This window comes from Roseateles sp. (genome assembly GCF_039595595.1).
Lineage (GTDB): Bacteria > Pseudomonadota > Gammaproteobacteria > Burkholderiales > Burkholderiaceae_C > Roseateles.
Genome location: NZ_JBCNLG010000005.1, coordinates 212,614 through 238,420 on the forward strand (window position 1 = coordinate 212,614; position 25,807 = coordinate 238,420).

Consider the following 25,807-nt stretch of genomic DNA (forward strand, 5'->3'; position numbering starts at 1 on the left):
CACGACATTCTTCAGAAACAGCGAGCGCCACTCGCATGAACTCCCTCGCCCCCTCGGGGGGAGAGGGCAGGGGAGAGGGGGCTGTCCTCTCGAGCGCGCCAATGCGGTAACGTCCCGCGAATCCGTCACATCGCCTCGCCTCTCATGAAGCCGCAGATTCCGAGACCCGGACAGCCGCCCGCCCAGGGCGTGGAGGCCCTGCTTGAAGCAGGCGCCGCGCGGCAACGGCAAGGCGACTTCGCCGGCGCGATGGAGACGCTCTACGAGGCCACGCAGCGCTTTCCCAATGATTGGCGCCCCTATCTGCGACTCGGCGGGCTGATGGCGGTTCGGCACGATTGGCAGGCGGCGGCGTCGTGCTTCTCGATCGCCGCCCAGTTGAATCCCGGTCAGCCCGACCTCCACGTCAACCACGCCACCGCGCTGCGCGAGTCCGGCCAGCTCGACGAGGCCGTCAGCGCCTTCGAACGCGCGCTCGCGTTGAACGCCGCCCATGGCATGGCGTTTCTCGGGCTCGGCCTCACCTACCGGCTGCTCGGCGCCACGGACGCCGCGCTCGTCGCCTTCGGCTGCGCGGACGATGCCCTGCCTGGCGATGCGCGCCCCTTGCTGGAACGCATCCGGACCCTCATCGATGCCGGACGGAAAAACGACGCCTGGCTCAGCCTTCAGGACCTCGCCGTCCGATTCCCCGACAGCCCCGATCTCCACACCCAGCGCGGCCTTCTGCTCAAGGAGATCGGCCGCGCCGATGACGCCTTCGCCGCCTTCAACGCGGCCATCGCGATCGACCCGCGCCATGTCGACGCGCTGAACAACCGCGGCAACCTGCTGCTGCTCAACCATCGCTTCTCCGAAGCGCTGTCCGACTTCGATCGCGTGCTCGCGATCGCGCCCGGCCTCGATTGGCTGCCCGGCACGCGCCAGTACACGGCGATGCATCTCTTCGACTGGTCCGGCTTCGAGACGCAGATGGACGCGCTCGTGGCGGATGTCGAGCGAGGCCGGCGCGTGATGCAGCCGCTCGTGCTGCAGACCTTGCGCGACGACCCCGCCGCGCAGCAGGCCGCCGCGCGCGTCTGGATGGACAGCCTCGGCGCGCGCGACGCGCTGGAGCCGCTCCCGTCGCGGCAGACCGCCAAGCTCAAGCTCGCGTATGTCTCGAAGGACTTCAAGTCGCATCCGGTCTCGTACCTCATCGCCGAGGTCATCGAACTGCACGATCGCGAGCGCTTCGAGGTCATCGCGATCAACCTCGGCGCGGCGAAGGACGATCCAATGCAGCATCGCCTGCGCGCGGCCTTCGACGCCTTCCTCGACGTGGAGCATCTGCGCGACGACCAGATCGTCGCCCTGTGCCGCAGCCTGGAGATCGACGTCGCCATCGACCTCACCGGCTTCACGCAGGGCGCGCGCAGCGGGCTCTTCGCGGCGCGGCTGGCGCCGATCCAGCTGCTCTATCTCGGCACGCTGGGCACCTCCGGCTCGACGGTCTACGACTACCTCGTCGTCGACGACACGCTCGTCACCGCCGAATCGCGCCCCTTCCTCGACGAGCACCTGCTCTCCCTCCCTTGGTATCAGGCCAACGACCGCCAGCGTCCGCGCCCATCCACCGGCCTCTCGCGCGCCGACGTCGGCCTGCCCGCCGAGGCCTTCGTGTTCTGCTGCTTCAACAACCCCTGCAAGATCCTCCCGGATCAGTTCTCGCGCTGGGCGCAGATCCTGCGCGCCGCGCCGCACTCGGTGCTGTGGGCGCTGGAGGAGGACGCGAAGGCCGCCGCCAACCTGCGCGCCCACGCGGAGTCCCAGGGCATCGCGGCGTCGCGGATCGTGTTCTCGCCGAGGTGCTCGCGCGAGCAGTACCTGGAGCGTCTCTCGCTCGCCGATCTGTTCCTGGACACGCTGCCCTACAACGCCGGCACCACCGCCAGCGACGCGCTCTGGATGGGCCTGCCGGTGCTCACGCTCCCGGGACGAAGCATCGCCGCGCGTGTCGCGGCGAGCGTGCTCACGGCGCTCGGCGTCGATGCCTTGATCGCACGCGATGCCGGCGACTACACGGCGAAGGCCATCGCCATGGCGATGGATGCGGAACTCCACCATCGCATCCGGCGCGACGTCGCCGAAGCGGTGGCGACGGGACGCCTCTTCGACGCGCCGGCCTTCACGCGCCACCTCGAAGCCGGCCTCCAACTCGCGCACCGGCGCCGTCTCGACGGCCTCGCCGACACCGACCTGCGCGTGCGCTGACGATCAGGAGTCGCGATCCTCGAGCGCGTCGCACAGCGCCTCGAGCCCCGCGCGCACCGTCTGCGCGCGCACCGAATGCCGGTCGCCGCTGAACAGCTCCTTCCACACCCGCACCCGCTGCCGGCCGTGCAGCAACGCCAGCCACACGGTGCCCACCGGCTTGGATTCGGTGCCGCCGCCCGGCCCGGCCACGCCGGTCACCGCGATCGCCCAGTCCACCGGCGCATGCGCCAGCAGCCCGCGCGCCATCTGCTCGGCCACCTCGCCGCTGACCGCGCCATGCAGCCCGATCAGCGCCGCCGGCACGCCCAGCAGCTCGGTCTTGGCCTCGTTGCTGTAGCTCACCACGCCGCGCTCGAACCATTGGCTCGAGCCGGCCAGGCTGGTGCACGCCGCCGCGATCAGCCCGCCGGTGCAGGACTCCGCGGTGCCCATGCGTTCCTTGCGCTGGATCAGCGCCAGGGCGATGCGTTCGATCAGTTCGGACTCGTCGGGAAACAGCATGGGGATCTCCTCGTCGATGGATCGGTGGACCGGAACGGCCGCCGGCCGGCGCTCAGTGCAGCAGGGCCCGCGCGCCAGCCAGCACCACGAGCGTACATCCGGCCGCGACCAGGTCGTCGATCAGGATGCCCAGGCCTTGCCACGCCGTCACCGGCTGGCCCGGCTCGATCTTGAACAGCCCGTCGGCCCAGCGCACCGGCCCCGGCTTGGCCGCGTCGAAATAGCGGAACACGCCGAACGCCGCCAGTTGCCACCAGAAGCCCGCCGGCATCAGCAGCCACAGCACGATCCAGATCGCGACGATCTCGTCCCACACCACCGCGCCCGGATCGCAGGTCCGCAGATGCCGCGCCGTCACTGTCGAGGCCCACCATCCCAGCGGCAGGCTCGCCCCGATCACCAGCGCCCATTGCAGCGGCGTCAGCCAGACATTGAGCACCGCGAACGCGGCCCAACCCCACAGCGTGCCCACCGTGCCCGGCGCCCGCGGCGACAGTCCGCTGCCAAAGCCCATCGCGATCCAGTGCGCCGGATGCCGCGCCATGAAGCCGAAGGTCGGACGCACCGCGCTCATGATTTGAAGTGGTCGAAGCTCTGCAGCGTGCCCTGCAGCGGACGCCCCGCCCCATCGATGACGCGCAGCCCGGGCGCCTCCTCGATGCGGCCGACGCGGTAGACCGGCGTGCCGGACTCGCGGCCCGCCTGCAGCACGCGCTCGCGCGCCGCTTCGGGCGCGGTGAACACGAGCTCGTAATCGTCCCCGCCCGTGAGCAGGCACAGCTGCTGCACGTCCTCGGGCATCGCGCCCAGCACCGCCGAGCGCGGCAGCTCCGCCAGCCGCAGCGTCGCGCCGACGTTCGAGCGCTTGAGCACATGCCCCAGGTCGCCCGCCAGCCCGTCGGAGACATCGATCGCGCTGCTCGCGATGCCGCGCAGCGCGCGGCCCAGCGCCACGCGCGGCTCGGGCAGCTCCATGCGCCGGCGCGCTTCCTCGAACTGCGCCGCGCCCAGCGACAGCGTGCCGCGGAACACCTCCAGCGCCAGCCGCGCGTCGCCCAGCGTGCCGCTGACCCAGATGTCGTCGTCCACGCGCGCGCCCGAGCGCAGCAGCGCCTGGCCCTGCGGGACCTCGCCCATCGCGGTGATGTTGATGTTGAGCGGCCCGGCCGTCGTGTCGCCACCGGCGAGCACGATGCGATGCGCATCGGCGAGCTCGAACAGCCCCTGCGCGAAGCCGGCCAGGAAGTCCGCGTCCACGCGCGGCAGCGCCAGCGACAGGAAGAAGGCGCGCGGCGCCGCGCCGCAGGCGGCCAGGTCGCTGAGGTTCACCGCCAGCGCCTTGTGGCCGAGCCGGCGCGGCGAGACCGTCGACAGGAAGTGCCGGCCCTCGACCAGCATGTCCGCCGTCACCAGCCACTGATGGCCCGCCGACGGCGTCAGCACCGCGCAGTCGTCACCGATGCCCAGCGCCACCGCGCCGCCCTCGGTTCGGCCGGCGCGCGCCGCGCGGCCGAAGAAGCGGTCGATCAGGTCGAACTCGCCCAGCGGCCGTCCGTCCCCGCTCCCGCGCGATTCAGAAGATTCACCCATGGGCGGCATTGTCGCCGCGCAGCAGGTTGGAGAGCTCGACCGCGGACTTGACGTCCATCTTCTCGAACACCCGCGCCCGGTGCACCTCCACCGTGCGCACGCTGATGTTGAGCTGGTCCGCGATCAGCTTGTTGGGCAGCCCCTGCACGACCAGCTGCATCACCTCGCGCTCGCGCTCGGTGAGCTCGCCGACGCGGTGCCCAAGCGCCGCCTTCGAGTCGCGCGCTTCGATGGCCTCGGCGCTGCGCGCCAGCGCCTGCTCGACGCGGTCCACCAGCGCGTTGTCGGAAAACGGCTTCTCGACGAAGTCGTAGGCGCCCTGCTTCACCGCCGCCACCGCCGTCGGCACGTCGCCATGGCCGGTCAGGAAGATCACCGGCAGCGTCTGCAGCAGGCCGCGCTCGATCAGCCGCTCGAACAGCGCCAGCCCGCTCATGCCGGGCATGCGCACGTCCAGCAGCAGGCAGCTCGGCGCCGAGGGCCAGTCGCGCCCGCTGCGCGGCAGCGCGTCCAGCATCGACTCGAAGGACTCGGCGCTGCCGAAGCCCTCCGACAACAGCCGCCGCGAGCGCAGCAGCCAGGCGAGCGCATCGCGCACCACGTCCTCGTCGTCGACAAGGTAGACCATCGGCAGGGACTGCGGCTTCATGCGGAGGACTCTCCAGATCCGGTGATGGGGAAGCGGTCGGCCTCGGGCTTCATCGAGGCGCCGGGCGCATCCTCGCACGGCAGGCTGAAGCGGAACTCGGTGCCGGTGGGCGACGCGGGCGCGACGCGGCTGTCGAAATCCATCGCGCCGCCGTGCTGCTCGACCACCGTGCGGCACAGGCTCAGGCCCAGGCCCATGCCCTCGGTGCGCGTCGTGAAGAAGGGCGTGAAGAGCTGGCGCGCGACCTCGGGCGGGATGCCGGGTCCATGGTCGACCACCGCGAAGCTCAGCCACTTGGGCTGCAGCCGCCGCACGCGCAGCACCAGCGCGCGATCGGCCAGCGGCGTCGGGCCATCCATCGCCTGGATCGCGTTGCGGGTCAGGTTCAGCAGCACCTGCTCGACCATCGTGCGGTCGCAGCGCACCCGCGGCAGCCCCGCGGGCAGGTCCATCTCGATGCGCGCGCCGCTCTTGCGCGCCTGCAGGCGCACCAGCGGCAGCACCGCTTCCAGCAACTGCTCGACCTTGACCCACTCGCGCGCCGCCTCGCGCCGGCGCACGAAGTCATGCACGCTCTTGATCACGCGGCCGGCGCGCTCGGCCTGCTCGGCGATGCGCGTGACGGCCTGGCGCACCATCGCCGGCGTCTGCGGGTCGTCGGCCTCGCGCACCATCAGGTTGATCGACGCGGTCGCGTAGCTCGCGATCGCCGCCAGCGGCTGGTTCAGCTCGTGGCTCAGCAGCGAGGCCATCTCGCCCACCGTGGCCAGCCGCGCGGTCGCCTGCAGCCGGTCCGACTGCTGGCGCGACAGCTCCTCGACCTTGCGCTGCGCGCTCAGGTCCAGCACCGCGCTCATCCAGCCGGTCTGCTGGCCTTCGGCGTTGAGCAGCGGCGCCTCGTAGATCATCACCGGGAAGCGCTCGCCGGTGCTGCGCACGAAGACCGTCTCGAAACCCTCGCGCGGCGGCAGGCCCGCTTCCCATCGGGCTTCGCGGTCATGGTGGCGGCGCCAGTATTCGTCGACGAACTCGGGCGGCCAGTACGGCGGCGAATGCGGCGGACGGCCCGTGCCGACCACCTCCTCCGCCGGAAAGCCCACCATCGCGCAGAACGCCGGATTCACGTAGCTGATGTTGCCGTCCAGGTCGCGCGCGCGCAGCCCGGTGATCAGCGAGTTCTCCATCGCCTGGCGGAAGGCGAGCGCCTCGGCCAGCGCATGCTCGGCCTGCGCGCGCTTGCGCGTGTCGCGCGCCAGCACGATGACCAGCGCGAACAGCGCCAGCGACAAGCCGATCACCAGCGCGGTCGCCAGGTTCGGGATCAACTGCGGCCGGCCGGTCGCGTTGTCCACGCGCAGCTGCAGGCTCAGGCCCGGCAGGTCGAGCAGCCGCTCGGTCAGGTAGAAGCCGCTGCCGCGCGTCAGCCCGGTGCGCGCCAGGCGCGTGCCGTCGCCCTCGACGAAGGACAGCTCGAAGCGCCGCGCCTGCTCCTGCGACACCGATTCCTCGAGCAGCGGCCGCAGGCCCATCGTCGCCACGACGTAGGAACGCGGCTCGCCGGCGCGCACCCGCGGCAGGCACAGGTCGGCGACCTCCAGGCCATCGCCGCCCGGCCCCGGCACGAAGTACGAGCGCGAGAACAGCGGCGTGCCCTGGCGCAGCGCGGCGATGCAGGCGAGCTCGGTCTCGATCTGCAGCTGCCCGCGCGACAGCGTCGAGAACAGCGGCGGCGCGTAGGGCGTGTCGACCGCGCGGCGCACCTGGCGCTCGGCGTCGCGCAGCTCGATGCGCAGCAGCACCCGCGTCTGGCGCAGCAGCGCCGCGGCATTGCCGCGCCAGTCGTCGTCCTGCGCCCACATCAGGCCCTGCAGGCCCTGCAGATCGCGGCCGATCAGCTGCTTGGCGCGCGCGGTGACCTCGGTGGCCGCCAGGTCGGAAGCCTCCTGCGCGCGGGCGGCCTCATGGCTCAGCGTCAGCGACAGCAGCAGCGATTGCGCGACCAGCAGCAGCCCGACCAGCGTGCCCCACAGCAGCGCACGCCGCCAGCGCCGCGGCCGCGCGCGCGGCGCCAGGGAAGGAGTGGAGACGATGGGCATGGCGGCGGAAAGCGGACGTGAACGCGGCGTGAAGGGCGCTTGAGGAAGGCTTGAAGGAGGCTTCAAGAAGGCTTGAAAGGCGCTTGAAAGGCTCGTCCGGAGATCGTGCGGGCCCGCGCGGGCGGGGCAGGCAGTATGGCGCCGCGCCAGGCCCTGCCGATGCGCAGTTTCGCGTATGCCCCCGCGGCGCGGCCGACATGCAGCATACGCATAGTCCGCACTGTCGCCGCCGGGTCGGACTCCTACAATCGCCGACCCGGCCCGCGACGGCGGACCGGTTTCAACCAGAAGAGCCCCTCATGCCGACGTCCGAAGAAAAACGCGCCCAGCTGCGCCAGGCCGCTCTCGAATATCACGAGTTTCCGACCCCGGGCAAGATCGCGATCGCCGCGACCAAGCAGCTGATCAACCAGCGCGACCTGGCGCTGGCCTACTCCCCGGGCGTGGCCGCCGCGTGCGAGGAAATCGTCGCCGACCCGGCCAACGCCTTCCGCTACACCTCGCGCGGCAACCTGGTGGCCGTGATCTCCAACGGCACCGCCGTGCTCGGCCTGGGCGACATCGGCCCGCTGGCCTCCAAGCCGGTGATGGAAGGCAAGGGCGTCCTGTTCAAGAAATTCGCCGGCATCGACGTCTTCGACCTCGAGATCGACGAGAAGCACGACCTGGACAAGCTGGTCGACGTGATCGCCGCGCTCGAGCCGACCTTCGGCGGCATCAACCTCGAGGACATCAAGGCGCCGGACTGCTTCTACGTCGAGCGCGAACTGCGCAAGCGGATGAAGATCCCCGTCTTCCACGACGACCAGCACGGCACCGCCATCGTCGTGGCCGCCGGCCTGCTCAACGGCCTGAAGGTCGCGGGCAAGGACATCCGCTCGGTCAAGCTGGTCACCTCGGGCGCCGGCGCCGCCGCCCTCGCCTGCCTGAACCTGCTGGTCAAGCTCGGCCTGCCGCGCGAGAACATCTGGGTGACCGACCTGGCCGGCGTCGTCTACGAAGGCCGCGCCGAACTGATGGACCCCGACAAGGCCGTCTACGCGCAGAAAACCGAACTGCGCAGCCTGCGCGAGGTCATCGCCGGCGCGGACGTGTTCCTCGGCCTGTCGGCCGGCGGCGTGCTCAAGCAGGACATGGTCGCGTCGATGGCGGCCAAGCCCATCATCTTCGCGCTGGCCAATCCGAATCCGGAGATCCAGCCCGAGGACGTGCACGCGATCCGCGACGACGCGCTGATGGCCACCGGCCGCACCGACTATCCGAACCAGGTCAACAACGTCCTGTGCTTCCCCTACATCTTCCGCGGGGCCCTGGACTGCGGCGCGACGACGATCAATGACGAGATGGAGATCGCCGCCGTCCACGCGATCGCCGAGCTGGCGCAGGCCGAGCAGAGCGAGGTCGTCGCCGCCGCCTACGCCGGCGCCAACCTCAGCTTCGGCCCCGAGTACCTGATCCCCAAGCCCTTCGACCCGCGCCTGATGATGAAGATCGCCCCGGCCGTCGCGAAGGCGGCCGAGGCCTCCGGCGTGGCGCTGCGTCCGATCCAGGACATGCCGGCCTACCTGGAGAAGCTGCAGAGCTTCGTCTACGCCTCCGGCACGACGATGAAGCCGATCTTCCAGATCGCGAAGAAGGCGCAGCACAAGCGCGTCGCCTACGCCGAAGGCGAGGAGGAGCGCGTGCTGCGCGCGGTGCAGGTGGTCGTCGACGAGGGCATCGCCCGCCCGACGCTGATCGGCCGCCCGCAAGTCATCGCCCAGCGCTGCGAGCGCTTCGGCCTGCGCCTGCAGGAGGGCCGCGACTACGACGTGGTGAACACCGAGTTCGACCACCGTTATCGCGACTACTGGCAGACCTACCTCGCGATGACCGAGCGCAAGGGCGTCACGCAGCAGCTCGCCAAGATCGAGATGCGCCGCCGCCTCACGCTGATCGGCGCGATGATGCTGCACAAGGGCGAGGTCGACGGGATGCTCTGCGGCACCTGGAGCAACACCGCGATGCACTTGCAGTACATCGACCAGGTCATCGGCAAGCGCCCCGGCGTCAAGAACTTCGCCTGCATGAACGGCCTGATCCTGCCGGGCCGCCAGGTCATGCTGGTCGACACCCACGTCAACTACGACCCGACCGCCGAACAGATCGCCGAGATCACGATGATGGCGGCCGAGGAGATGATGCGCTTCGGCCTGCGCCCGAAGGCGGCCCTGCTGTCGCACAGCAATTTCGGCTCGAGCAACCAGCCCTCCGCCATCAAGATGCGCGAGGCGCTGCGCCTGCTCGGCGAGATCGCGCCCTGGCTGGAAGTCGACGGCGAGATGCACGGCGATGCCGCGCTCGACCCGAAGTACCGCGGCGAACTGGTGTCCAACAGCCCGCTGACCGGCGAAGCCAACCTGCTGGTCATGCCCAACATCGACGCCGCGAACATCGCCTACAACCTGCTGAAGACCGCCGCGGGCGGCGGCATCGCGATCGGGCCGGTGCTGCTCGGCGCGGCCAAGCCGGTGCATGTGCTGACGCCCTCGGCCACCGTCCGCCGCATCGTCAACATGACCGCGCTGACGGTCGCGGACGCCAACGCGGCACGCTGATCCGGAAGGGGCGGCCGCCCCTTCCCGGGCCGCTCCAGTCCCCTTTCGGGGTCATTCCATCGCCGCAAATCCCGACCCGGAAGACGGCCTATATAAAAAGTTTGTAGCGGCTCACCAGCCGATTTCGGCTGGATGACTACTCGAATCTGCTGGTCCTCCAGTGAATGTAGGCACATGCTAACAATGCCGCTTTTTAAGGCATTGTGGCAGACCCCGGCTTGAGCATTCGGGGCCGTTTCTGTACCATCTTGGTTTCAGAGTTCAGGGTTAACCCTCGCTGGCAGCCCTCCCCCACCGACGATCGCAGGCCCCGCAGCGGGCACTGTCCGGTGCTGCGGCCTCACCCAGCCTGAGCTCGGATACCCCATCTAGGAGGAACGCGACAATGCTTTTGCAGACAGTCCGTCCCAACATCGTGCAGGCGATCAGAGCCTACCGGGTCGAGGACTTGATGCAGGCCGCGCAGGACGCCGGCCAACATTTCCTGTACGCCAACCTGGTGTCTGCGGACACGAAACAGGACGTGCTCGAATTGATCGCCAGCAGCTTCCTGTTCCCGGCGCACTTCGGCAAGAACATGGATGCGCTGTACGACTGCATGACCAATCTGGTCCACAAGTCGGGCGCGCAACCGGGCTTCGTCGTGGTGCTGGACCAGTTGCCGGACCATGCGAAGTTCGATCGCGAGGCGCGCGAGCAGTTGCTCGACGTGTTCCGCGAAGCGGCCGACTTCTGGGCCGAGCGCAAGGTCTCATTCCGGTGTTTCTATTCTTTTCAGTAGCCCGCTCCCAAGAATCAGGGTCATGGGAGCGGGCGACTGAGGTGGCCCCCGAAGCGAAGCAACCGGTGCTCAAGAGCACCAAGACCAATCCGAACCCCAACTTCGGCATGAACATGCCGATGATGTGCAGCGCGTTCGACACGTCGATGTGGCTCAGCGCCGCTTGATCGATCGTTGATCCGCTGAACTCCGGGTTCTCGAGAGAAGGCCTTCCGGCGACGGAAGGCCTTTTGCTTTGGGTTTTTCTCTGAGCGGAATTCAGAGCGGCATTCAGAGCGATTGCGCGAGCGCCACGAACTCGGCCACGGGCACCTCCTCCGCGCGGCGCTGCAGGTCGAACTCGCCCTGGAAGCCACGAGCTTCGAGCCACTTGCCCAGCGAGTGCCGCAGCAGCTTGCGGCGCTGCGAGAACGCGGACGCCACCAGCTCGCTCAGCAACGCCTCGTCGATCGCGGCCGGCGCCGACAGCGGCACCATCCGCACGATCGCCGAATCGACCCGCGGCGGCGGATCGAAGGCCTGCGGCGGCACGTCGAAGAGTCCCTCGACGTCATAACGCCACTGCAGCATGACGCTGAGGCGGCCGTAATCCTTGCTGCCCGGGCCGGCGGCCATGCGGTCGACGACCTCCTTCTGCAGCATGAAGGTCTGGTCGACGACATGCTCGACCGCCCCCAGCAGATGGAAGAGGATGGGCGATGAGATGTTGTAGGGAAGGTTGCCCACGACCTTCAGCTTGCGGCCGCGCTCGGCGGCCAGCGCCGCGAAGTCGACCTTCAGCACGTCGGATTCGATGACCGTGACATCGCCGCGCCTGCGCATGCGGGCGGCCAAGTCGCGGTCCAGTTCGATGACGGTCAGCGGCTGGCTCGAGGCCGGCAGCCGCTGCAGCAGCGGCAGCGTCATCGCGCCCAGGCCCGGGCCGATCTCGACCATGGCCTGGTCCTCGCCCGGGCCGATGGCATCGATGATCGCGTCGATGACGGCCTTGTCGGTCAGGAAGTGCTGGCCGAAGCGCTTGCGCGCGACATGTCCCATGAACTCAGTCCCGGCCGCTCAGTCCAGCCACTCGCGCGTCTCGATGAAGGCGCGCGCGCGCAGTTCCTTCATCCAGTCGTTGTAGGCCTCTTCGTACTTGCGCTCGCGCAGCGCGTTGCGGGCCTGCTCGCGCAGCTGCTTGTTGTCGAGCACCACATCGCGGCGCTCCAGCACCTGGATCAGGTGGATGCCGAAGCGCGACGGCACCGGATCCGAAATGCCCATCAGCGGCAGCGCGTCCATCGCCTGCTCGAACTCGGGCACGAAGCCGCCCGGCGAGACCCAGCCCAGGTCGCCGCCTTCCTGCGCGCTGCCGTCTTCCGAGTTGGCGCGGGCCAGCATCTCGAAGGTGGCGCGCTTGGCTTCGATGGCGCGCTTGAACTCGACCAGCCGGCGTGTGGCCTGCTCCGGGCTCAACTGCTCGGACGGACGCAGCAGGATGTGGCGCGCATGGGTCTGCACGACCACGTTGATCGATGCCTTGCCGGTCTGGCGCTCGACCAGCTTCAGCACGTGGAAACCGGCCTCCGAGCGCAGCAGCTCCGGGCGGGTCTGGCCGTTCTTCAGGTCCTTGACGGCCTCGACGAACACGTCCGGCAGCTTGTCCGCGCCGCGCAGGCCGATCTCGCCGCCGCGCTCCTTGTTCGCGTCTTCCGACACCTCCCGGGCCACCTTGGCGAAGTCCTCGCCGCCCTGGATGCGCGCGAGCGCCGCTTCGGCGCGCGCCTTGCGCTCGGCCACGACGGTCGGGCCCGCGCCTTCCGGCACCGGCACCAGGATCTGCGCGACGTTCAACTGCAGGCTGCCCTTCTGCAGCGAGGCCTGGCGTTCGTCGAGGTACTTGTCGATGTCGCCGTCGGTGATGCGGATGCGGCCCTGCACCTCGCGTTCGCGCACGCGCTCGCTCAGCATCTGATCCCGCAGGTTCTCGCGGAAGCGCTTGAAGTCGATGCCTTCGGCCGACAGCCGCTGGCGCAGTTCGGTCATCGACAGCTTGTTCTGCGTGGCGACGTTGGCGACGACCCGGTCCAGTTCCGGTTCGTCGACGCGGGGGCCGTTCTCGCGGGCGTAGGTCACGATCGCGCGTTCGTCGATCAGGCTGTCCAGCGCCTGCTTGTGCAGTTGCTCGTCGGTGACGGTCTGGCCGCGCTGGCGGGCCTCGTCACGCATGCGCGCGGTGCGCTGGATCACTTCCGACGCGGCCACGATGTCGCTGTTGACGATGGCCGCGATGTAGTCGCCGGGCTTGAGCTGGCGCTGTTCGACGGGAGGGCGGGCCGGCGCGGTCGCGGCGGGCTTCGCAGCCGCCGCGGCCGCAGCCGCCGAGGGCTGGGTCTGCGCCGAGGATGCCGTGCCGGCCAGGGCGGCGGTCAGGGACAGGAGCGTGGCCGCCACAGGCTTGAGATGTCGCATCGAACGCAGTTCAGTCATAAGTGCCAAAGGCCGAGCGCTCGGAGCTCAGCGAACGGTAACCCGGAATATTGTCTCTCAACACTTTCAGGGCATTGGAGCCGAGCGGCGACAGGCCGACCAGCTCCAGTTGCAGGATCAGGCGCGTGTTCGTTTCCGCGCGGCCGGTGGCCTGCCGCTCCGCGCCCACGCGCAGGATCCAGCAGCCGGAGTCGTATTCGGCGCCGATCACCGAATCGGTGAAGCGCTTGTCGCGCATGCTGTACTGCAGACGGCCCGCGCCGTACCAGGCGCCGGCGCAGCCCGGTCCGCCGGCGACCGCCTTGCGGTCCGGCCCGAACAGCGGCCACTGCCAGGCCAGCTCGACCTGCTCGCTCTGGCCGCGGGCCAGGCGGTACGAGGCGCTGACGGTGCGGAACGGCCCCGGCGAATAGCGCAGCCGCAGCACGGTGCGCTCGACCTTGCCGTCGGAGGAGTTGAGCTGCAGCGTGCTGTCGGTCCACCAGGCCTGGTTGAGGTGGGCGGAGGCCAGCAGCACGACGTCGGACAGGCGGTGCGTCTGCGGCGTGCCGTCCGGCGTGATCTGCTGATTGCGGAACAGATAGCGCTGGACCATGCCCAGGCGCAGCTGTTCCTCGCCGCGTTCGTCCTCGATCCAGCGCGTGGTCGCGCCGAAGGCCAGCATGTTGGCGTCGTTGACGCGGTCCACGCCGGAGAACTGGTTCTCGGCGAACACCGAATCGAAGTTGTAGTCGCGCGGCGCGGCGTCGAAGTTGGGGATCTCGCTCTGGTCGCGGAACGGCGTGTTCACGTACAGCAGGCGCGGTTCCAGCGTCTGGCGCATGTTCTGGCCGAACAGCGAGGTGTTGCGCTCCAGGATCCAGCCGTGGTCGATGCTGAAGGTCGGGATCGTGCGGCTGATCGAGCGCCGGCCGGTCGCGTCCAGCGGCCGGTCGACGTTGTAGCTCGCCGCGTTCAGCGACAGCTTGGGGATCACCCACCAGGCCGCGCCGCTGAAGGGCACGCTCACGTGGCCCAGCAGGTGCAACCGCTCGCCGGTCTGCAACTGCGTGTCCAGCGCGCCGCCGGGCAGGTCGAAGCGGTTGTACTCGAGCTCGAGACCGCCTTCCAGCCGCGCGCGGCGGCCCGTCGGCAGATAACCGGCCAGCACCGACTCGTCGGCGCCAGTCTGCAGCCGCACGCCGATCTGCGGCGAGCGCTGGTAGGGGGAGGCGAAGCGGTCCTGCGCGTCCGCGACCTGCAGCGGCTGCCACTTCTGCACCCGCGCGTAGGTCTGCACCTCGCCCCAGTTGAAATTGAAGTCGCGCTGGGTGCGCAGATCGGTCGACAGCAGGCGCGGCGTCTGCGACAGCATGCGGCTGCGCAGGTCCTTCCAGTAGTCGTCGTCGGAGACGCGCTCGGTGTGGACGTTGTAGGTCCAGTTGGGCGTGATGTCGCCGTCGCCATTCAGGCGCAGGTCCCAGCGCGAGCGGCCGGTGACGCGGTCGTGCGGGAGCAGCGCGTAGTCGATCTGGCCGCGGTGGCCCGGTTCCAGATAGCGGAACTGGCTGTCCACGCCCGGCCCGCGGCGCGTCATCACGAAGGGCGTGATCGTCGCGTCGCGGTTGGGGGCGATGCTCCAGTAGAACGGCTGGCCGTATTCGAAGCCGCTGCGGTTGTCGATGTTGACGTTGGGCGGCAGCAGGCCGGACTTGGGCTGGTCGCCGAGCGGGAAGCTCAGCGACGGCGCCGCCAGGATCGGCACGCCGAGGAAGCGCACCACCGCGTTGGTGGCCACGCCCTCGCCGGTGTCGAAGTCCAGCTTCAGGCTGCTGGTGACCAGCTCCCAGTCGCGCTTGCGTTCGCCCTGTTCCGAGACCGGGCAGGTCGAGTAGGTCGCCTCGTCGGCGCGCATGCGCTGGTCGCCGAGGAAGTACAGCGCCTTGGCGCTGCCGCTGCCGCCCGTCGAGGCGAAGAAATAGGTCGGGCTGTCGAGCTGGCCCTCGAACCGGTCGACGTAGAGCTCCAGCTTCGGACCGCGCAGCACGGCGCCGTTCTGGCTGAGTTCGACCTCGCCCTCGGCGGTGGCCAGATCCTGCGGATAGTCGTAGCGCAGCGTCTTGGACTTGAGCAGCATGCCGCCGTAGCGCAGCTGAACGTCGCCTTCGGCGGTGGAGGTCTGGTCGAGCTCGCTGGTGATGCGGTCGGCGCTCAGCGCCATCGCCGGACGGACGTCCTTGCGCTTGGTCTGGTGCAGTTGCTTGACGGCCTTGAGCACCAGCGGCTGGCCGGCGGACTCCTGGGCCTGCGCCGCCAGCGCGGGCAGCGTCACCGCCAATGCGGCGGCCAGGGAGATCGGACGGGGACGGGGAACCGAAGGGCGCATCAGGCGGGCAGCGTCTTGCAGAGGTCAGGCGGCCGCGCGTCGGTCGCGCCGCGCTGCCCGGGGTTTGTAGAATCATTATCCACGAGGCTCGCCGGCTGGCCGGACCGCCCGAACGCCTTGTCACCGACCCCGGGGCCGCTGCCGCAGCGGCCCCTTCCGCTTCTACGCCCCGCGCCCGATGACGACCGCTCCCGCTTTCCCCGCCGCCACGGCGCTCTGGCCCGATGCCGATCGCGCCGGCCGCTTCCAACTCTGGCTGGCGCCGCTGGTGGCCACGCATGGCCTGCTGCCCGGGACGCTGGCCGCCGCCAGCAGCGACGCGGGATTCCGGCGCTACCTGCGCATCGCCACCGCGGACGGCCGCACCCTGATCGTGATGGACGATCCCGCGCAGCCGAACCAGCTGACGCGCTTCGTCGAGGTCGGTCAGCTCATGGCCGGCTGCGGCCTGCACGTGCCGGCGCTGCTGGCGCATGACGCGGCGCTGGGCTTCGCGCTGATGGAGGACCTGGGCACCGGCTCCTACATCGACGCCCTGCTGCAGGCCCAGCGCGACGGCGACATGACCCGGCCGCAGGCGCTGATGCGCGACGCGACCGCGGCGCTGCTGCGCTGGCAGTCCTGCGAGGCCGCGCGCGCCGACGGCGCCCTGCCGCCCTTCGACGAGGCCTTCGTGCGCCGCGAGCTGCAGATCTTCGTCGACTGGTGCGTCCAGGCCCACCACGGCCGGCAGTGGGACGAGAAGCAGCGCGGCTACTGGGACCGCACGGTGACGCTGCTGGCGGCCAACATCGCGGCGCAGCCGCGGGTGCCGATGCACCGCGACTACATGCCGCGCAATCTGATGGTCTGCCCGGCTGATGCCGGCACGCCGGGCATCCTGGACTTCCAGGACGCGGTGATGGGCCCCATCACCTATGACATCGCCTCGCTGCTGCGCGACGCCTTCATTTCCTGGGAGGAAGCCGAGGAGCTCGACTGGGCCGTCCGCTACTGGGAAGGCGCGCGTCAGGCCGGCCTGTTCGGCCCGGATCCGGCCGATCCGTCCGGCGAGGACCCGCATGAAATGGCGCTCGACTTCGGCCTGTTCTGGCGCCGCCTGGAATGGACCGTGCTGCAACGCCAGCTCAAGATCATGGGCATCTTCTGCCGCCTCAAGCACCGCGACGGCAAGCCGCATTACGCCGAGGACCTGCCGCGCTTCTACGCCTACGTCGTGAAGACGGCGACGCGCTATGTCGAGCTGTCGCCGCTGCTGCGCCTCATCGAGGACCTGCAGCCGCAGTACACGCAGACCGGTTTCAGCCTGCGCTGATCAGTCGCCAGCGGCGGGCGCGGCCGTCCTGGCTTCCTTGGCCGCCCGCGCGGCGAGCAGCTCCTGCGCCGCCAGGTAAGTCGGGCAGCCCGCGGCGGCCAGCCACGGATCCTCGTCCCGGCCGCCGAAGATCTCGATCAGGAAGTCCATGAACGCGCGAGTGCGCGCCGGGACGAACTTGCGCGTGGGCATCGCCGCCCACAGCTGGTAGTTGTAGATGCGCCATTGCGAGAGCACGCGCTCCAGCGCCCCCTCCATCAGCGCGTCGCCGACGACGAAGGACGGCAGCCCCGCCACGCCCAGCCCGTGCAGCGCGCAGGCGTACTTGGTGTCGACCGAGGAGGTCGTCATCACCGGCCGCGACGGGATCGCGAAATAGCTCTCGGCGGTCAATCCGTCGGCGCCGCAGCGCTCGAAGGTCACGCCACGCGCCAGCTCGTGGATCGGCGGCAGCAGCACGTCGTGTTGCTTGAGCTCGGAGGGATGCTGCGGCCGGCCGCGCCGCCCGAGGTATTCGGGCGAGGCGCACATGATGACCTCGGTGTTGGCCAGCTTGCGGGCGATGAAGTCGCCCTGCAGCGGGCTGCGCGTCGAGATGATGGTGACGTCGAAGCTCTCGTCGATCGTGTCCACCGGCCCCGGCGCGACCAGTTCGACGCTGACCAGCGGATACAGCGCATGGAAGCGGGCCATGTGCCGCGCCAGCTGGTGGATCGCGATCGCCGGCGGCATCAGCACGCGCAGGTTGCCGCGCGGCTCGTTGACGGCGGCGGAGGCCAGCGCCTCGGCTTCCTCGATGTCGCTGAGGATGCGGCGGCAGCGCTCCAGGTAGCCCTCGCCGACATCGGTCAGCGACAGGCGCCGCGTCGTGCGGTTGAGCAGCCGCGCGCCGAGGTGCTCCTCGAGGTCGGCCACCAGCCGCGTCACCACGGCCGGCGCCAGGTCCAGCGCCCGCGCGGCGCCGGCGAGGCTGCCCTCGTCGATCACGCGGGTGAACACCCGCATGGCCTTGACCTGATCCATCCCGTCTCCTTCGGGCGGGCGCCGCGCGTGGCGGGCCGCCTCTTTCAACGTCGGTCGGCGAGCGGGCCGCGGCCCGGCGCCGTCAGGGGTGCGCGGCGATCACCTGCGCCACCGCGGCGGTCAGGCGCTTGCCATAGGGCACGTGCAGGAACTCGTTGGGGCCATGGGCATTGCTCTTGGGACCCAGCACGCCGCAGACCATCATCTGCGCCGCCGGGAAGCCCTTCTGCAGCATGCTCATCAAGGGGATCGTGCCGCCCTGCCCGATGTAGCCGACCGGCTGGCCGAAATGCGCCTGGCTGGCGTCGTCCAGCGCCTGGCTCAGCCACGAGGACAGCTCGGGCGTGTTCCAGCCGGTGGCGCCATAGGCGCCGGCGCGGCCGTCGGGCACGAAGCTGACCTTGGCGTTGTAGGGGGCGTTGTCCTCGAGCAGCGCCTTGAGCCGCAGCGCGGCCTCGTTGCCGTCGATCAGCGGCGGCAGGCGCAGCGACAGCTTGAACGCGGTGTACGGGCGCAGCACGTTGCCGGCGTTCTTGAGCTCGGGGAATCCATCCACGCCGGTCACCGACAGCGTCGGCCGCCAGGTGCGGTTCAGCAGCACCTCGACCGGGTCCGAGGTCACCGGCAGCACCGGGCCGCCGTCCGCGCCGCAGGCCCAGGGCAGTCGCTTGTAGACCTCCTCCTTGAGGATCGCGGCGGTCGCCTGCGCCTGCTCGACGCGCACGCCGGGGATCTCGCAGTGGAAGGACTCGGGCAGCAGGCGGCCGGTCCTGGAATCCTCCAGCCGGTCCAGCACCTGGCGCAGGATGCGGAACGAGGACGGCACCACGCCCGAGGCGTCGCCGGAGTGGATGCCCTCGGTCAGCACCTCGACCTTGAGCACGCCCGAGACCATGCCGCGCAGCGAGGTCGTCATCCAGAGGCGGTCGTAGTCGCCGGCGCCGGAGTCCAGGCACACCACCAGCGAGACATTGCCCAGGCGCGGCTTGAGCACGTCGATGTAGGCCGGCAGGTCGTAGGAGCCCGATTCCTCGCAGGTCTCGATCAGGCCGACGCAGCGCGGGCGCGGCACGCCCTGCTGGTCCAGCGCCATCAGCGCGGTGATCGAGGCGTAGATCGCGTAGCCGTCGTCGGCGCCGCCGCGGCCGTAGAGCTTGCCGTCCTCGTACTTCGGCGTCCAGGGGCCGAGGTCGGCGCGCCAGCCATTGAATTCGGGCTGCTTGTCGAGGTGGCCATACAGCACGACGGTGTCGTCGCCGCCCGCCTTGGTCGCGGGCAGCTCGAAGAAGATGACCGGCGTGCGGCCCTCCAGGCGGATGACTTCCAGCTTGAGGCCGGGGATCTTCTTGCTCTCCACCCACTGCGCGGCGTCGCGCACGACGCGCTCGATGTAGCCGTGGGACTGCCAGTCCGCGTCGAACATCGGGCTCTTGGCGGGAATGGCGATGTAGTCGCTGAGCGCGGGGACGATCTCCTGGTCCCACACCTTTTCGGCGAAGGCGCCCAGGGCGCTGATTTCATCGGCTTGCAGCGGCAACGACGGATCACGTGCGTTCATGCGGATCTCCTGCGCGGCCGGTCGGCCGCCTGGCGGGCCCGGGCGCCGCGCGGAATCGCGCCGGCGATTCCGGACGGGTTGGGGGTGGATCGGGCGATTCTAGGAGCGTGCGTCCAGCCAGGCGCGCAGCCGGGCGAAGACCTGCTCGCGCTCAGGCTCGTTGAAGATCTCGTGTGCCAGGCCCGGGAAGGGCACCGCCTGCACCCGGCCCGTGGCGGCGGCCGCCGCGGCGAACGCGGCGCTGCCGGCCGGCGCGACGCAGCGGTCGGCGCCGGCCCACATCAGCAGCGTGCGCGTGGCCCAGCGCGGGGCCAGCGGCAGCGTCTCGGGGCCGAAGGACGCGATCATCTTCGCCAGCGTCGGCGTGATGCGGTCATGGACCAGCGGATCGTCCTTGTAGGCCTGGACGACGTCGGCGCTGCGCGAGACCCAGCCCGGGTTGAGCCCGTTGCCCACCGCCAGGTGCGGCACCAGCGGCAGCGTGGCGCCGAGCAGGCCGCGCTGGAAGGCGGACAGGCCGGCGTCCAGCGCCGGGGAGCTCAGGACCAGGCCGTCGACGGGGCGTGACCAGGGCGCCTGCTCGAGCGCGCCCGCGACGAAGCGCGCCGCCACCGCGCCGCCCATGCTGTGGCCCAGCAGGATCAGCGGACCGCGGCCCTTGCGCTGGTCGGCGCGCAGGCTGTCGATGGCGGCGGCGAGGTCGAGCAGCAGGCTGTCGTGGCGCGGAACGTCGCCGCGCGGGCCGCCGGAAGCGCCATGACCGCGCTGGTCGAAGCCGGCGGCATGCCAGCCCCAGTCATTGAGCCGCTGGGCGAGGGCTTCGTAGCGGCCGATGTGCTCGCCGAGCCCGTGGACGATCAGCACGGAGCCGCGGGTGGGGAGCGACAGGTCGGCGCCCCATTCCCGCCAGTGCAGCGGGAGGCCGTCATGGCCGGTCAAGGTCTTCATGGGCCCGGAGTGTAGGATCGCCCGCCATGCCTGATCGCCGTGGACACCCCCACGTTTCGACGCCGATGACGCCTGCCCTGCTCGAGCCCTTCCCGCCCTTCCACCCGGAGGTCCGGCTGCAGCCGCCGCCGATCGAGCGCTGGCGGCGCGGCACGGGGACGGACGCCGAGTTCGTGCACGTGCTCGACTCGGGGCGGCCGGGGCCGTCGGCGATGGTGGTGGCACTGACGCATGGCAACGAGCTGTGCGGCGCGATCGCGCTGGATGGCCTGCTGCGCGAGGCGTTCAGGCCCGCGCGCGGCCGGCTGGTGCTGGCGTTCGCGAACGTCGAGGCTTTCGGACGCTTCGATCCGCTGGAGCCCTTCGCCTCGCGCTGCGTCGACGAGGACATGAACCGCGTCTGGGACGACGCGGTGCTGCGCGGATCGCGCGACTCGGCGGAGCTGCGGCGGGCTCGCGAGCTCGCGCCCTTCGTCGACGCGGCGGACGTGCTGCTGGACCTGCACTCGATGCAGGAGCCCGGCGCGCCGGCGCTGACGATCTGCGGCATGACGGACAAGAGCGTGCCGCTGGCGCGGGCGCTGGGCCAGCCGCAGACGCTGCTGGTGGACACGGGCCATGCGGCCGGACTGCGGATGATCGACCGGGGCGGCTTCGCCGATCCGGCGAGCGGGCGGCAGGCGGTGCTGGTCGAATGCGGCGCCCACTGGGAGCCCGCGAGCGCGGACCTGGCGATCGACGTGACGGCGCGCTTCCTGCGCCATCTGGGGATGGCCGATGAGGCCTGGACGCGCGGGCGGCTGCGCGCGCCGGCGCCGGCGCGGCAGCGGCTGGTGCGTGTCGGCGAGGCCGTGACGGCGGCGAGCGCGGACTTCCGCTTCCTGATGCCGACGCATCACCTGATGGTGATCCCGGAGGCGGGGACGCCGCTGGCCGAGGACGGCGCGCGGCGCTGGATCACGCCGCACGACGCGTGCGTGCTGATCATGCCGTCGCGGCGCGCCGGCCAGGCGGGGCAGACGATGGTGAGGCTGGGGCGCTACGAGGAGTAACGCGAGAGAGGCGCTCGGCCCTGCCCCTCAATCCCGATCGAACTTGAACACCGCCATGCTGGCCATCAGGTTGGGCAGCATGCGCACCTGGCGGCCCGCCTGCACGCCGAAACTGTCCAGCACCCGCAGCCCGCACTTGCGCGCCAGGATCTGGAAGTCGGCGTAGGTGCCGACGCGGATGTTGGGCGTGTCGTACCACTGGTACGGCAGCACCCGCGTGACCGGCATCCGGCCTTGCAGCACCTGCAGCCGGTTGGGCCAGTGCGCGAAGTTCGGGAAGCTCACCACGCCGATGCGCCCGACCCGCGCGGTCTCGCGCAGCATCGCCTCGGTGTTGCGCAGGTTCTGCAGCGTCTCCAGCTGCAGCACGACGTCGAAGCTCTGGTCCTCGAAGATCGCCAGCCCCTCCTCCAGGTTGAGCTGGATCACGTTGACGCCGCGCTGCGCGCAGGCCAGCACATTCGCATCGTCGAGCTCCACGCCATAGCCCGTGCAGCCCTTGGTCTCCTGCAGATGGGCCAGCAGCTCGCCGGTGCCGCAGCCCAGGTCCAGCACGCGCGAGCCCGCCGGGACCAGCTCGGCGATCATGTCCATCACGGCCCGATCGCTCATACCGCCACTCCCGCCAGCCGATGCGAGACCTGCGCCGTCGCGCCTGGCACCGTACGTTCGTGCTCCTTCGCGATCCGGTCGAAGTAGGCGCGCAGCACACCGTGGTAGCGCGGATCCTCCAGCAGGAAGGCGTCGTGGCCGTGCGGCGCATCGATCTCGGCATAGGAGACGTCGCGCTTGTTGTCCAGCAGCGCCTTGACGATCTCCCGCGAGCGCGCCGGCGAGAAGCGCCAGTCCGTCGTGAAGCTCACCACCAGGTACTTGCACAGCGCGCTCGCGAAGGTGCGGCTCAGGTCGCCGCCGTGCTCGCGCGCCGGGTCGAAGTAGTCCAGCGCCCGCGTGATCAGCAGATAGGTGTTGGCGTCGAAGTACTCGCTGAATTTGTCGCCTTGATAGCGCAGGTAACTCTCGATCTGGAACTCGATGTCCGAGGTCGAGTAACCCAGCTCCGCCGCCCGCATCTGGCGGCCGAACTTCTCTTCCATCACGTCGTCGCTCAGGTAGGTGATGTGGCCGATCATCCGCGCCACCCGCAGGCCTCGGCGCGGCACGACGCCATGCTCGTAGAAAAAGCCATCGTGGAATTCGGGGTCGGTGATGATCGCGCGCCGCGCGACCTCGTTGAACGCGATGTTCTGCGCCGACAGGTTGGGCGCCGTCGCGACCGCGATGCAGTGGCGCATCCGGTCCGGATAGCGCAGCGACCAGTCCAGCGCCTGCATCCCGCCCAGCGAGCCGCCCAGCACCGCCGCCAGCTGGCGGATGCCGAAGCGATCCAGCACCCGCGCCTGCGCGTCGACCCAGTCATGCACCGTCACCACCGGGAAATCCGCGCCGTAGACGCGGCCGGTGGCCGGATTCAGATGCATCGGGCCCGTCGAGCCGAAGCACGAGCCCAGGTTGTTGATGCCGATGACGAAGAAGCGGTCCGTGTCGAGCGGCTTGCCCGGCCCGACCAGGTTGTCCCACCAGCCCTCGCTCTTCTCGACGCCGGCATGCGTGCCGGCCACGTGGTGGCTCGCATTCAGCGCATGGCACACCAGCACCGCATTGGACTTGTCCTCGTTCAGACGGCCGTAGGTCTCGACCATCAGTTCGTAGCCGCCCAGCCGGGCCCCGCTGCGCAGGGTCAGCGGCTCATCGAACAACAAGCGCTGCGGTGTGACGTCACCGACAGATCCCATGGAACACCTCAAAAAGCAAAACCCGGCGCCGCTGCTTGAAGCGGAACACCGGGTCTCGATCCGTGGATCGGGTGTCCCTCTTTAGCTGCATTTCTTGGGCGCCCGCAAGCCGGACAAATCGGCGCCATGGGGCGGGAGTATAGCCACGGCTCCAGGTCCCGCCGGCCCCGGAGCCACCCGCCGCGCGCTCAGGGCGCCGTGCAGAGGCAATGCACGATCGCTCGCACCGGCGGCTTGCTGCCCGCCGGGCCCGCCTGCGCCTGCTCGGCCAGCCAGCTCATGTCGGCCTGAGCCTCCTGCAGCGGCGCGGGCATCGCGGGCAGACCGCCCAGCGCATGCATCACCATGCCGCGCAGCGAGGGCGCGGCCGCGTCGCCGACGCTGGTCAGGATGCGATCGACCGTGCTGCGCTCGGGCTCGACGTAGCGCACCGTGGGATCGTCTCCCAGCTTGGCGCGCCTGGCGGCGCTCGCCACCGCGTCGGCCAGCAGGCCGTTGCGATCGACCAGCCCGCGCTCGAGCGCCTGCGCGCCCGTCCACACCCGGCCCTGACCCACGGCATCGATCTGCTGCGGCGTCTTCTTGCGCGCCTGCGCCGCCTTGCCGGTGAACTCGGCATAGATGTGCTCGATCGACGACTGCACCACCTGCGCCAGCCGCGGATCCAGCGGCCGCCGCGGGTCATAACCGCTCGCCAGCCAGGTGGTCGTGTAGCCGCCGGTGTGGATCGACAGCTTGTCCAGCAGCTTCTCGCCGGTGGGCAGCATGCCGAACACGCCGATCGAGCCGGTGATCGTCGACGGATCGGCGATGACCTCGTCGGACGCCATCGAGATCCAGTAGCCGCCCGAGGCCGCGACACCGCCCATCGAGATCACCACCGGCTTGCCGACCGCGCGCGTCACCTCGAGTTCGCGCCGCACCAGCTCCGACGCGAAGGCGCTGCCGCCCGGCGAATTCACGCGCAGCACGATGGCCTTGATCTTGTCGTCCTCGCGCGCCTGGCGGATCAGCTTGGACATCGACTCCCCGCCGATCTTGCCCGGACCGGCATTGCCGTCGACGATCTCGCCCTCGGCCACGATGATGCCGACCTGGCCCTCGGCCGCCGGCAGCTTCGGCGGCAGCTGCGCCACATAGGCGCCGAGATGGATGCTGCGCAGGTGCTTGTCGTCCTTGGCGCCGCGCTTCTCGAGCAGCGCATCGATCTCGTCCTGCGTCTTCAGGCCGTCGACCAGCTTCTCGGCCAGCACGAACTTGCCCGGATCGCCGTTGACCGCCGCCAGGCGCTGCGGCAACTCGTCGATCGCGCGCTGGATCGCGCCCTTGGGCAGCTTGCGCGCCGCCTCGACACCGGCCTGATAGCGGGCCCACAGCTCGTCGTAGAGGTAGCCCTCGGCCTCCAGCGTCGCCTTCGACGGACCGTTGGCGAAATAGGGTTCGACCGCGTTCTTGTAGGTGCCCACCCGCATCACGTTGGGCGCGATGCCCAGGCGGTCCAGCGCGTCCTTGTAGTAGTTGCGGTAGCGGCCGTAGCCCTCGATCAGGACGCCGCCCATCGGATGGACATAGACCTCGGAGGCCTGCGCGGCCACGTAATACGCGCGCTGGTCATAGGCGTTGCCGTACGCCACCAGCGGCTTCCTGCTGGCCTTGAAGCGGGTCATCGCCGCCTCGATCTCGTGCAGCGCGGCCGGCGTGGCCGAGCCCATCTGGTCCAGGTCGACCAGCACCTGCGCGATCTTGTCGTCCTTGGCGGCCGCGTCGAGCGCGCGCACGATGTCGCGCAGCCGGGTCTGGGCGCGGTTCTCGCCCTTGATCTGCGCGATCGCCTGATCGCGCGGAGAGCCGGAGAACTGCTCGACGACCTCGCCCTGGATGTCCAGCACCAGCGTGGTCTTGTCCTGCAGCGGCTTGGCGCCGCGCGTGGAGGCCCAGATCAGGCCGATCACGATCAGCCAGAACAGCAGCGTGAACACCACGCGCCGGGTCCCGTCCAGGAACCACCACAGCCGGCCGAAGAGACGCCCGATCGGCGCCAACGCTCGCTTCACACCCATCCAGTCCTCCCAGGGTCCGTCAACGGAATGTCAGACCGGCTCGGATCTCGAGCCGGATCGGGCGATTGTGGGCCCAGTCGACAACCGCGGCGGAAAGTATCAGGCGCCGGCCGGCGGGAGCGTGTCCTGGAAGCTCTGGCGCGTCATGAGCTTGTCGAAGTGCCTGGCCAGGTTCGGGTGCGCGGCGCGCCAGTCGATCTGCGCGAAGCGGAAGTCCAGATAGCCCAGCGCGCAGCCGAGCGCGACGTCGGCCAGCGTGAAGTGGTTGCCGGAGCACCAGGTCTTCTCGCCCAGTCCCAGGCCCATCGCCTGCAGCGACGCATGCACCTTGGTCATCTGGCGCTTGACCCAGGCCTCGCTGCGCTCGCCCGGCGCGCGGCCGGACCAGGTGTGCTCCAGGCGCGCCGCGACGCAGGCGTCGATCAGGCCATCGGCCAGCGCTTCCCAGGTGCGGACCTCGCAGCGCTCGCGGCCGCGGTCCGGGATCAGACGGCCCACTGGGGAGAGCGTGTCCACGTATTCGACGATGACGCGCGAATCGAACATCGCGCCGGTGATCGAATCCTGTCCCTCCATGACCAGGCACGGCACCTTGCCGAGCGGGTTCATCTTGAGGATGTTGTCGCTGCCCCAGACGTCTTCCAGCTCGAACTGGTAGTCGAGCTTCTTCTCCGCCATGACGATGCGGACCTTGCGGACGTAGGGGCTGGTGAGGGATCCGATGAGCTTCATGGTGTCGGCGGATTCTAGC

The 25,807-nt window shown here is 70.0% G+C and carries 20 protein-coding genes; 5 read left to right on the forward strand and 15 right to left on the reverse strand.

The genetic code is table 11. The features are described 5' to 3' along the window. Positions 1 to 144: 144 nt before the first annotated feature. Positions 145 to 2,253: a tetratricopeptide repeat protein gene (locus ABDW61_RS09245; protein ID WP_343638160.1), complete on the forward strand. Its 2,109-nt coding sequence runs from the start codon at positions 145 to 147 to the stop codon at positions 2,251 to 2,253. Positions 2,254 to 2,256: 3 nt separating this feature from the next. Here the strand turns inward: ABDW61_RS09245 and ABDW61_RS09250 are convergent, their stop codons facing one another. Genes ABDW61_RS09250 through ABDW61_RS09270 form a run of 5 tightly spaced genes read right to left on the reverse strand, consistent with a single transcriptional unit; the run spans position 2,257 to position 7,092 of the window. Continuing rightward, entirely contained in the window at positions 2,257 to 2,757 is a 501-nt protein-coding gene (locus ABDW61_RS09250; RefSeq protein ID WP_343638161.1) for a CinA family protein, read from the reverse strand. Between the two features lie 52 nt (positions 2,758 to 2,809). Next, positions 2,810 to 3,331: a phosphatidylglycerophosphatase A gene (locus tag ABDW61_RS09255; RefSeq protein ID WP_343638162.1), complete on the reverse strand. Its 522-nt coding sequence runs from the start codon at positions 3,329 to 3,331 to the stop codon at positions 2,810 to 2,812. Next, positions 3,328 to 4,302: a thiamine-phosphate kinase gene (gene thiL, locus ABDW61_RS09260; RefSeq protein ID WP_343638220.1), complete on the reverse strand. Its 975-nt coding sequence runs from the start codon at positions 4,300 to 4,302 to the stop codon at positions 3,328 to 3,330. Before thiL ends, ABDW61_RS09255 begins: the two co-directional genes overlap by 4 nt. A gap of 37 nt (positions 4,303 to 4,339) precedes the next feature. Beyond that, entirely contained in the window at positions 4,340 to 4,996 is a 657-nt protein-coding gene (locus tag ABDW61_RS09265; protein ID WP_343638163.1) for a response regulator, read from the reverse strand. Further along, positions 4,993 to 7,092, reverse strand: a complete 2,100-nt coding sequence (locus ABDW61_RS09270; RefSeq protein ID WP_343638164.1) for an ATP-binding protein — start codon at positions 7,090 to 7,092, stop codon at positions 4,993 to 4,995. Before ABDW61_RS09270 ends, ABDW61_RS09265 begins: the two co-directional genes overlap by 4 nt. A 299-nt stretch (positions 7,093 to 7,391) precedes the next feature. Here ABDW61_RS09270 and ABDW61_RS09275 point away from each other — a divergent pair, with 299 nt between their 5' ends. Both ABDW61_RS09275 and ABDW61_RS09280 read left to right on the forward strand, forming a co-directional pair. Next, complete coding sequence (locus ABDW61_RS09275; protein WP_343638165.1) at positions 7,392 to 9,689, forward strand: NADP-dependent malic enzyme; 2,298 nt, start codon at positions 7,392 to 7,394, stop codon at positions 9,687 to 9,689. A 349-nt stretch (positions 9,690 to 10,038) separates the two neighbouring features. Further along, positions 10,039 to 10,470 (forward strand): barstar family protein, encoded by a 432-nt coding sequence (locus ABDW61_RS09280; RefSeq protein WP_343638221.1) that lies wholly within the window; start codon positions 10,039 to 10,041, stop codon positions 10,468 to 10,470. 270 nt (positions 10,471 to 10,740) lie between these two features. Here the strand turns inward: ABDW61_RS09280 and rsmA are convergent, their stop codons facing one another. From rsmA to lptD, 3 genes are read right to left on the reverse strand one after another with little or no spacing between them, the layout of a single operon-like run. Then, positions 10,741 to 11,508: a 16S rRNA (adenine(1518)-N(6)/adenine(1519)-N(6))-dimethyltransferase RsmA gene (rsmA, locus tag ABDW61_RS09285; RefSeq protein ID WP_343638166.1), complete on the reverse strand. Its 768-nt coding sequence runs from the start codon at positions 11,506 to 11,508 to the stop codon at positions 10,741 to 10,743. 18 nt (positions 11,509 to 11,526) lie between these two features. Continuing rightward, complete coding sequence (locus tag ABDW61_RS09290; RefSeq protein WP_343638167.1) at positions 11,527 to 12,921, reverse strand: peptidylprolyl isomerase; 1,395 nt, start codon at positions 12,919 to 12,921, stop codon at positions 11,527 to 11,529. A gap of 10 nt (positions 12,922 to 12,931) precedes the next feature. Further along, positions 12,932 to 15,304 carry an LPS assembly protein LptD gene (gene lptD, locus ABDW61_RS09295; protein ID WP_343638168.1) on the reverse strand — a complete coding sequence of 791 codons (2,373 nt, stop codon included), beginning with the start codon at positions 15,302 to 15,304 and terminating at the stop codon, positions 12,932 to 12,934. A 178-nt stretch (positions 15,305 to 15,482) separates the two neighbouring features. On the opposite strand from lptD, the gene ABDW61_RS09300 reads away from it, so the two are divergent. Then, positions 15,483 to 16,619, forward strand: coding sequence for a phosphotransferase (locus tag ABDW61_RS09300; RefSeq protein ID WP_343638169.1), 1,137 nt, complete (start codon positions 15,483 to 15,485; stop codon positions 16,617 to 16,619). On the opposite strand, the gene ABDW61_RS09305 is transcribed toward ABDW61_RS09300, so the two are convergent. From ABDW61_RS09305 to ABDW61_RS09315, 3 genes are all read right to left on the reverse strand, one after another. Then, on the reverse strand, positions 16,620 to 17,642 hold the full coding sequence (locus ABDW61_RS09305) for a LysR family transcriptional regulator (RefSeq protein WP_343638170.1): 1,023 nt from the start codon (positions 17,640 to 17,642) through the stop codon (positions 16,620 to 16,622). Between the two features lie 82 nt (positions 17,643 to 17,724). After that, on the reverse strand, positions 17,725 to 19,200 hold the full coding sequence (locus ABDW61_RS09310) for a M20 family metallopeptidase (protein WP_343638171.1): 1,476 nt from the start codon (positions 19,198 to 19,200) through the stop codon (positions 17,725 to 17,727). A gap of 99 nt (positions 19,201 to 19,299) precedes the next feature. Then, on the reverse strand, positions 19,300 to 20,148 hold the full coding sequence (locus ABDW61_RS09315) for a lysophospholipase (protein ID WP_343638172.1): 849 nt from the start codon (positions 20,146 to 20,148) through the stop codon (positions 19,300 to 19,302). Positions 20,149 to 20,174: 26 nt separating this feature from the next. Here ABDW61_RS09315 and ABDW61_RS09320 point away from each other — a divergent pair, with 26 nt between their 5' ends. After that, positions 20,175 to 21,200, forward strand: a complete 1,026-nt coding sequence (locus tag ABDW61_RS09320; protein ID WP_343638173.1) for a succinylglutamate desuccinylase/aspartoacylase family protein — start codon at positions 20,175 to 20,177, stop codon at positions 21,198 to 21,200. Between the two features lie 27 nt (positions 21,201 to 21,227). On the opposite strand, the gene metW is transcribed toward ABDW61_RS09320, so the two are convergent. From metW to ABDW61_RS09340, 4 genes are all read right to left on the reverse strand, one after another. After that, positions 21,228 to 21,812, reverse strand: coding sequence for a methionine biosynthesis protein MetW (metW, locus tag ABDW61_RS09325; RefSeq protein WP_343638174.1), 585 nt, complete (start codon positions 21,810 to 21,812; stop codon positions 21,228 to 21,230). Continuing rightward, the gene (locus ABDW61_RS09330) at positions 21,809 to 22,996 is read right to left on the reverse strand and encodes a homoserine O-acetyltransferase (protein WP_343638175.1); all 1,188 of its coding nucleotides are present in this window, start codon (positions 22,994 to 22,996) and stop codon (positions 21,809 to 21,811) included. Before ABDW61_RS09330 ends, metW begins: the two co-directional genes overlap by 4 nt. 188 nt (positions 22,997 to 23,184) lie before the next feature. Continuing rightward, complete coding sequence (gene sppA / locus ABDW61_RS09335) at positions 23,185 to 25,056, reverse strand: signal peptide peptidase SppA (RefSeq protein WP_343638176.1); 1,872 nt, start codon at positions 25,054 to 25,056, stop codon at positions 23,185 to 23,187. A gap of 99 nt (positions 25,057 to 25,155) precedes the next feature. After that, on the reverse strand, positions 25,156 to 25,788 hold the full coding sequence (locus ABDW61_RS09340; protein WP_343638177.1) for a glutathione S-transferase C-terminal domain-containing protein: 633 nt from the start codon (positions 25,786 to 25,788) through the stop codon (positions 25,156 to 25,158). Positions 25,789 to 25,807: the final 19 nt, after the last annotated feature.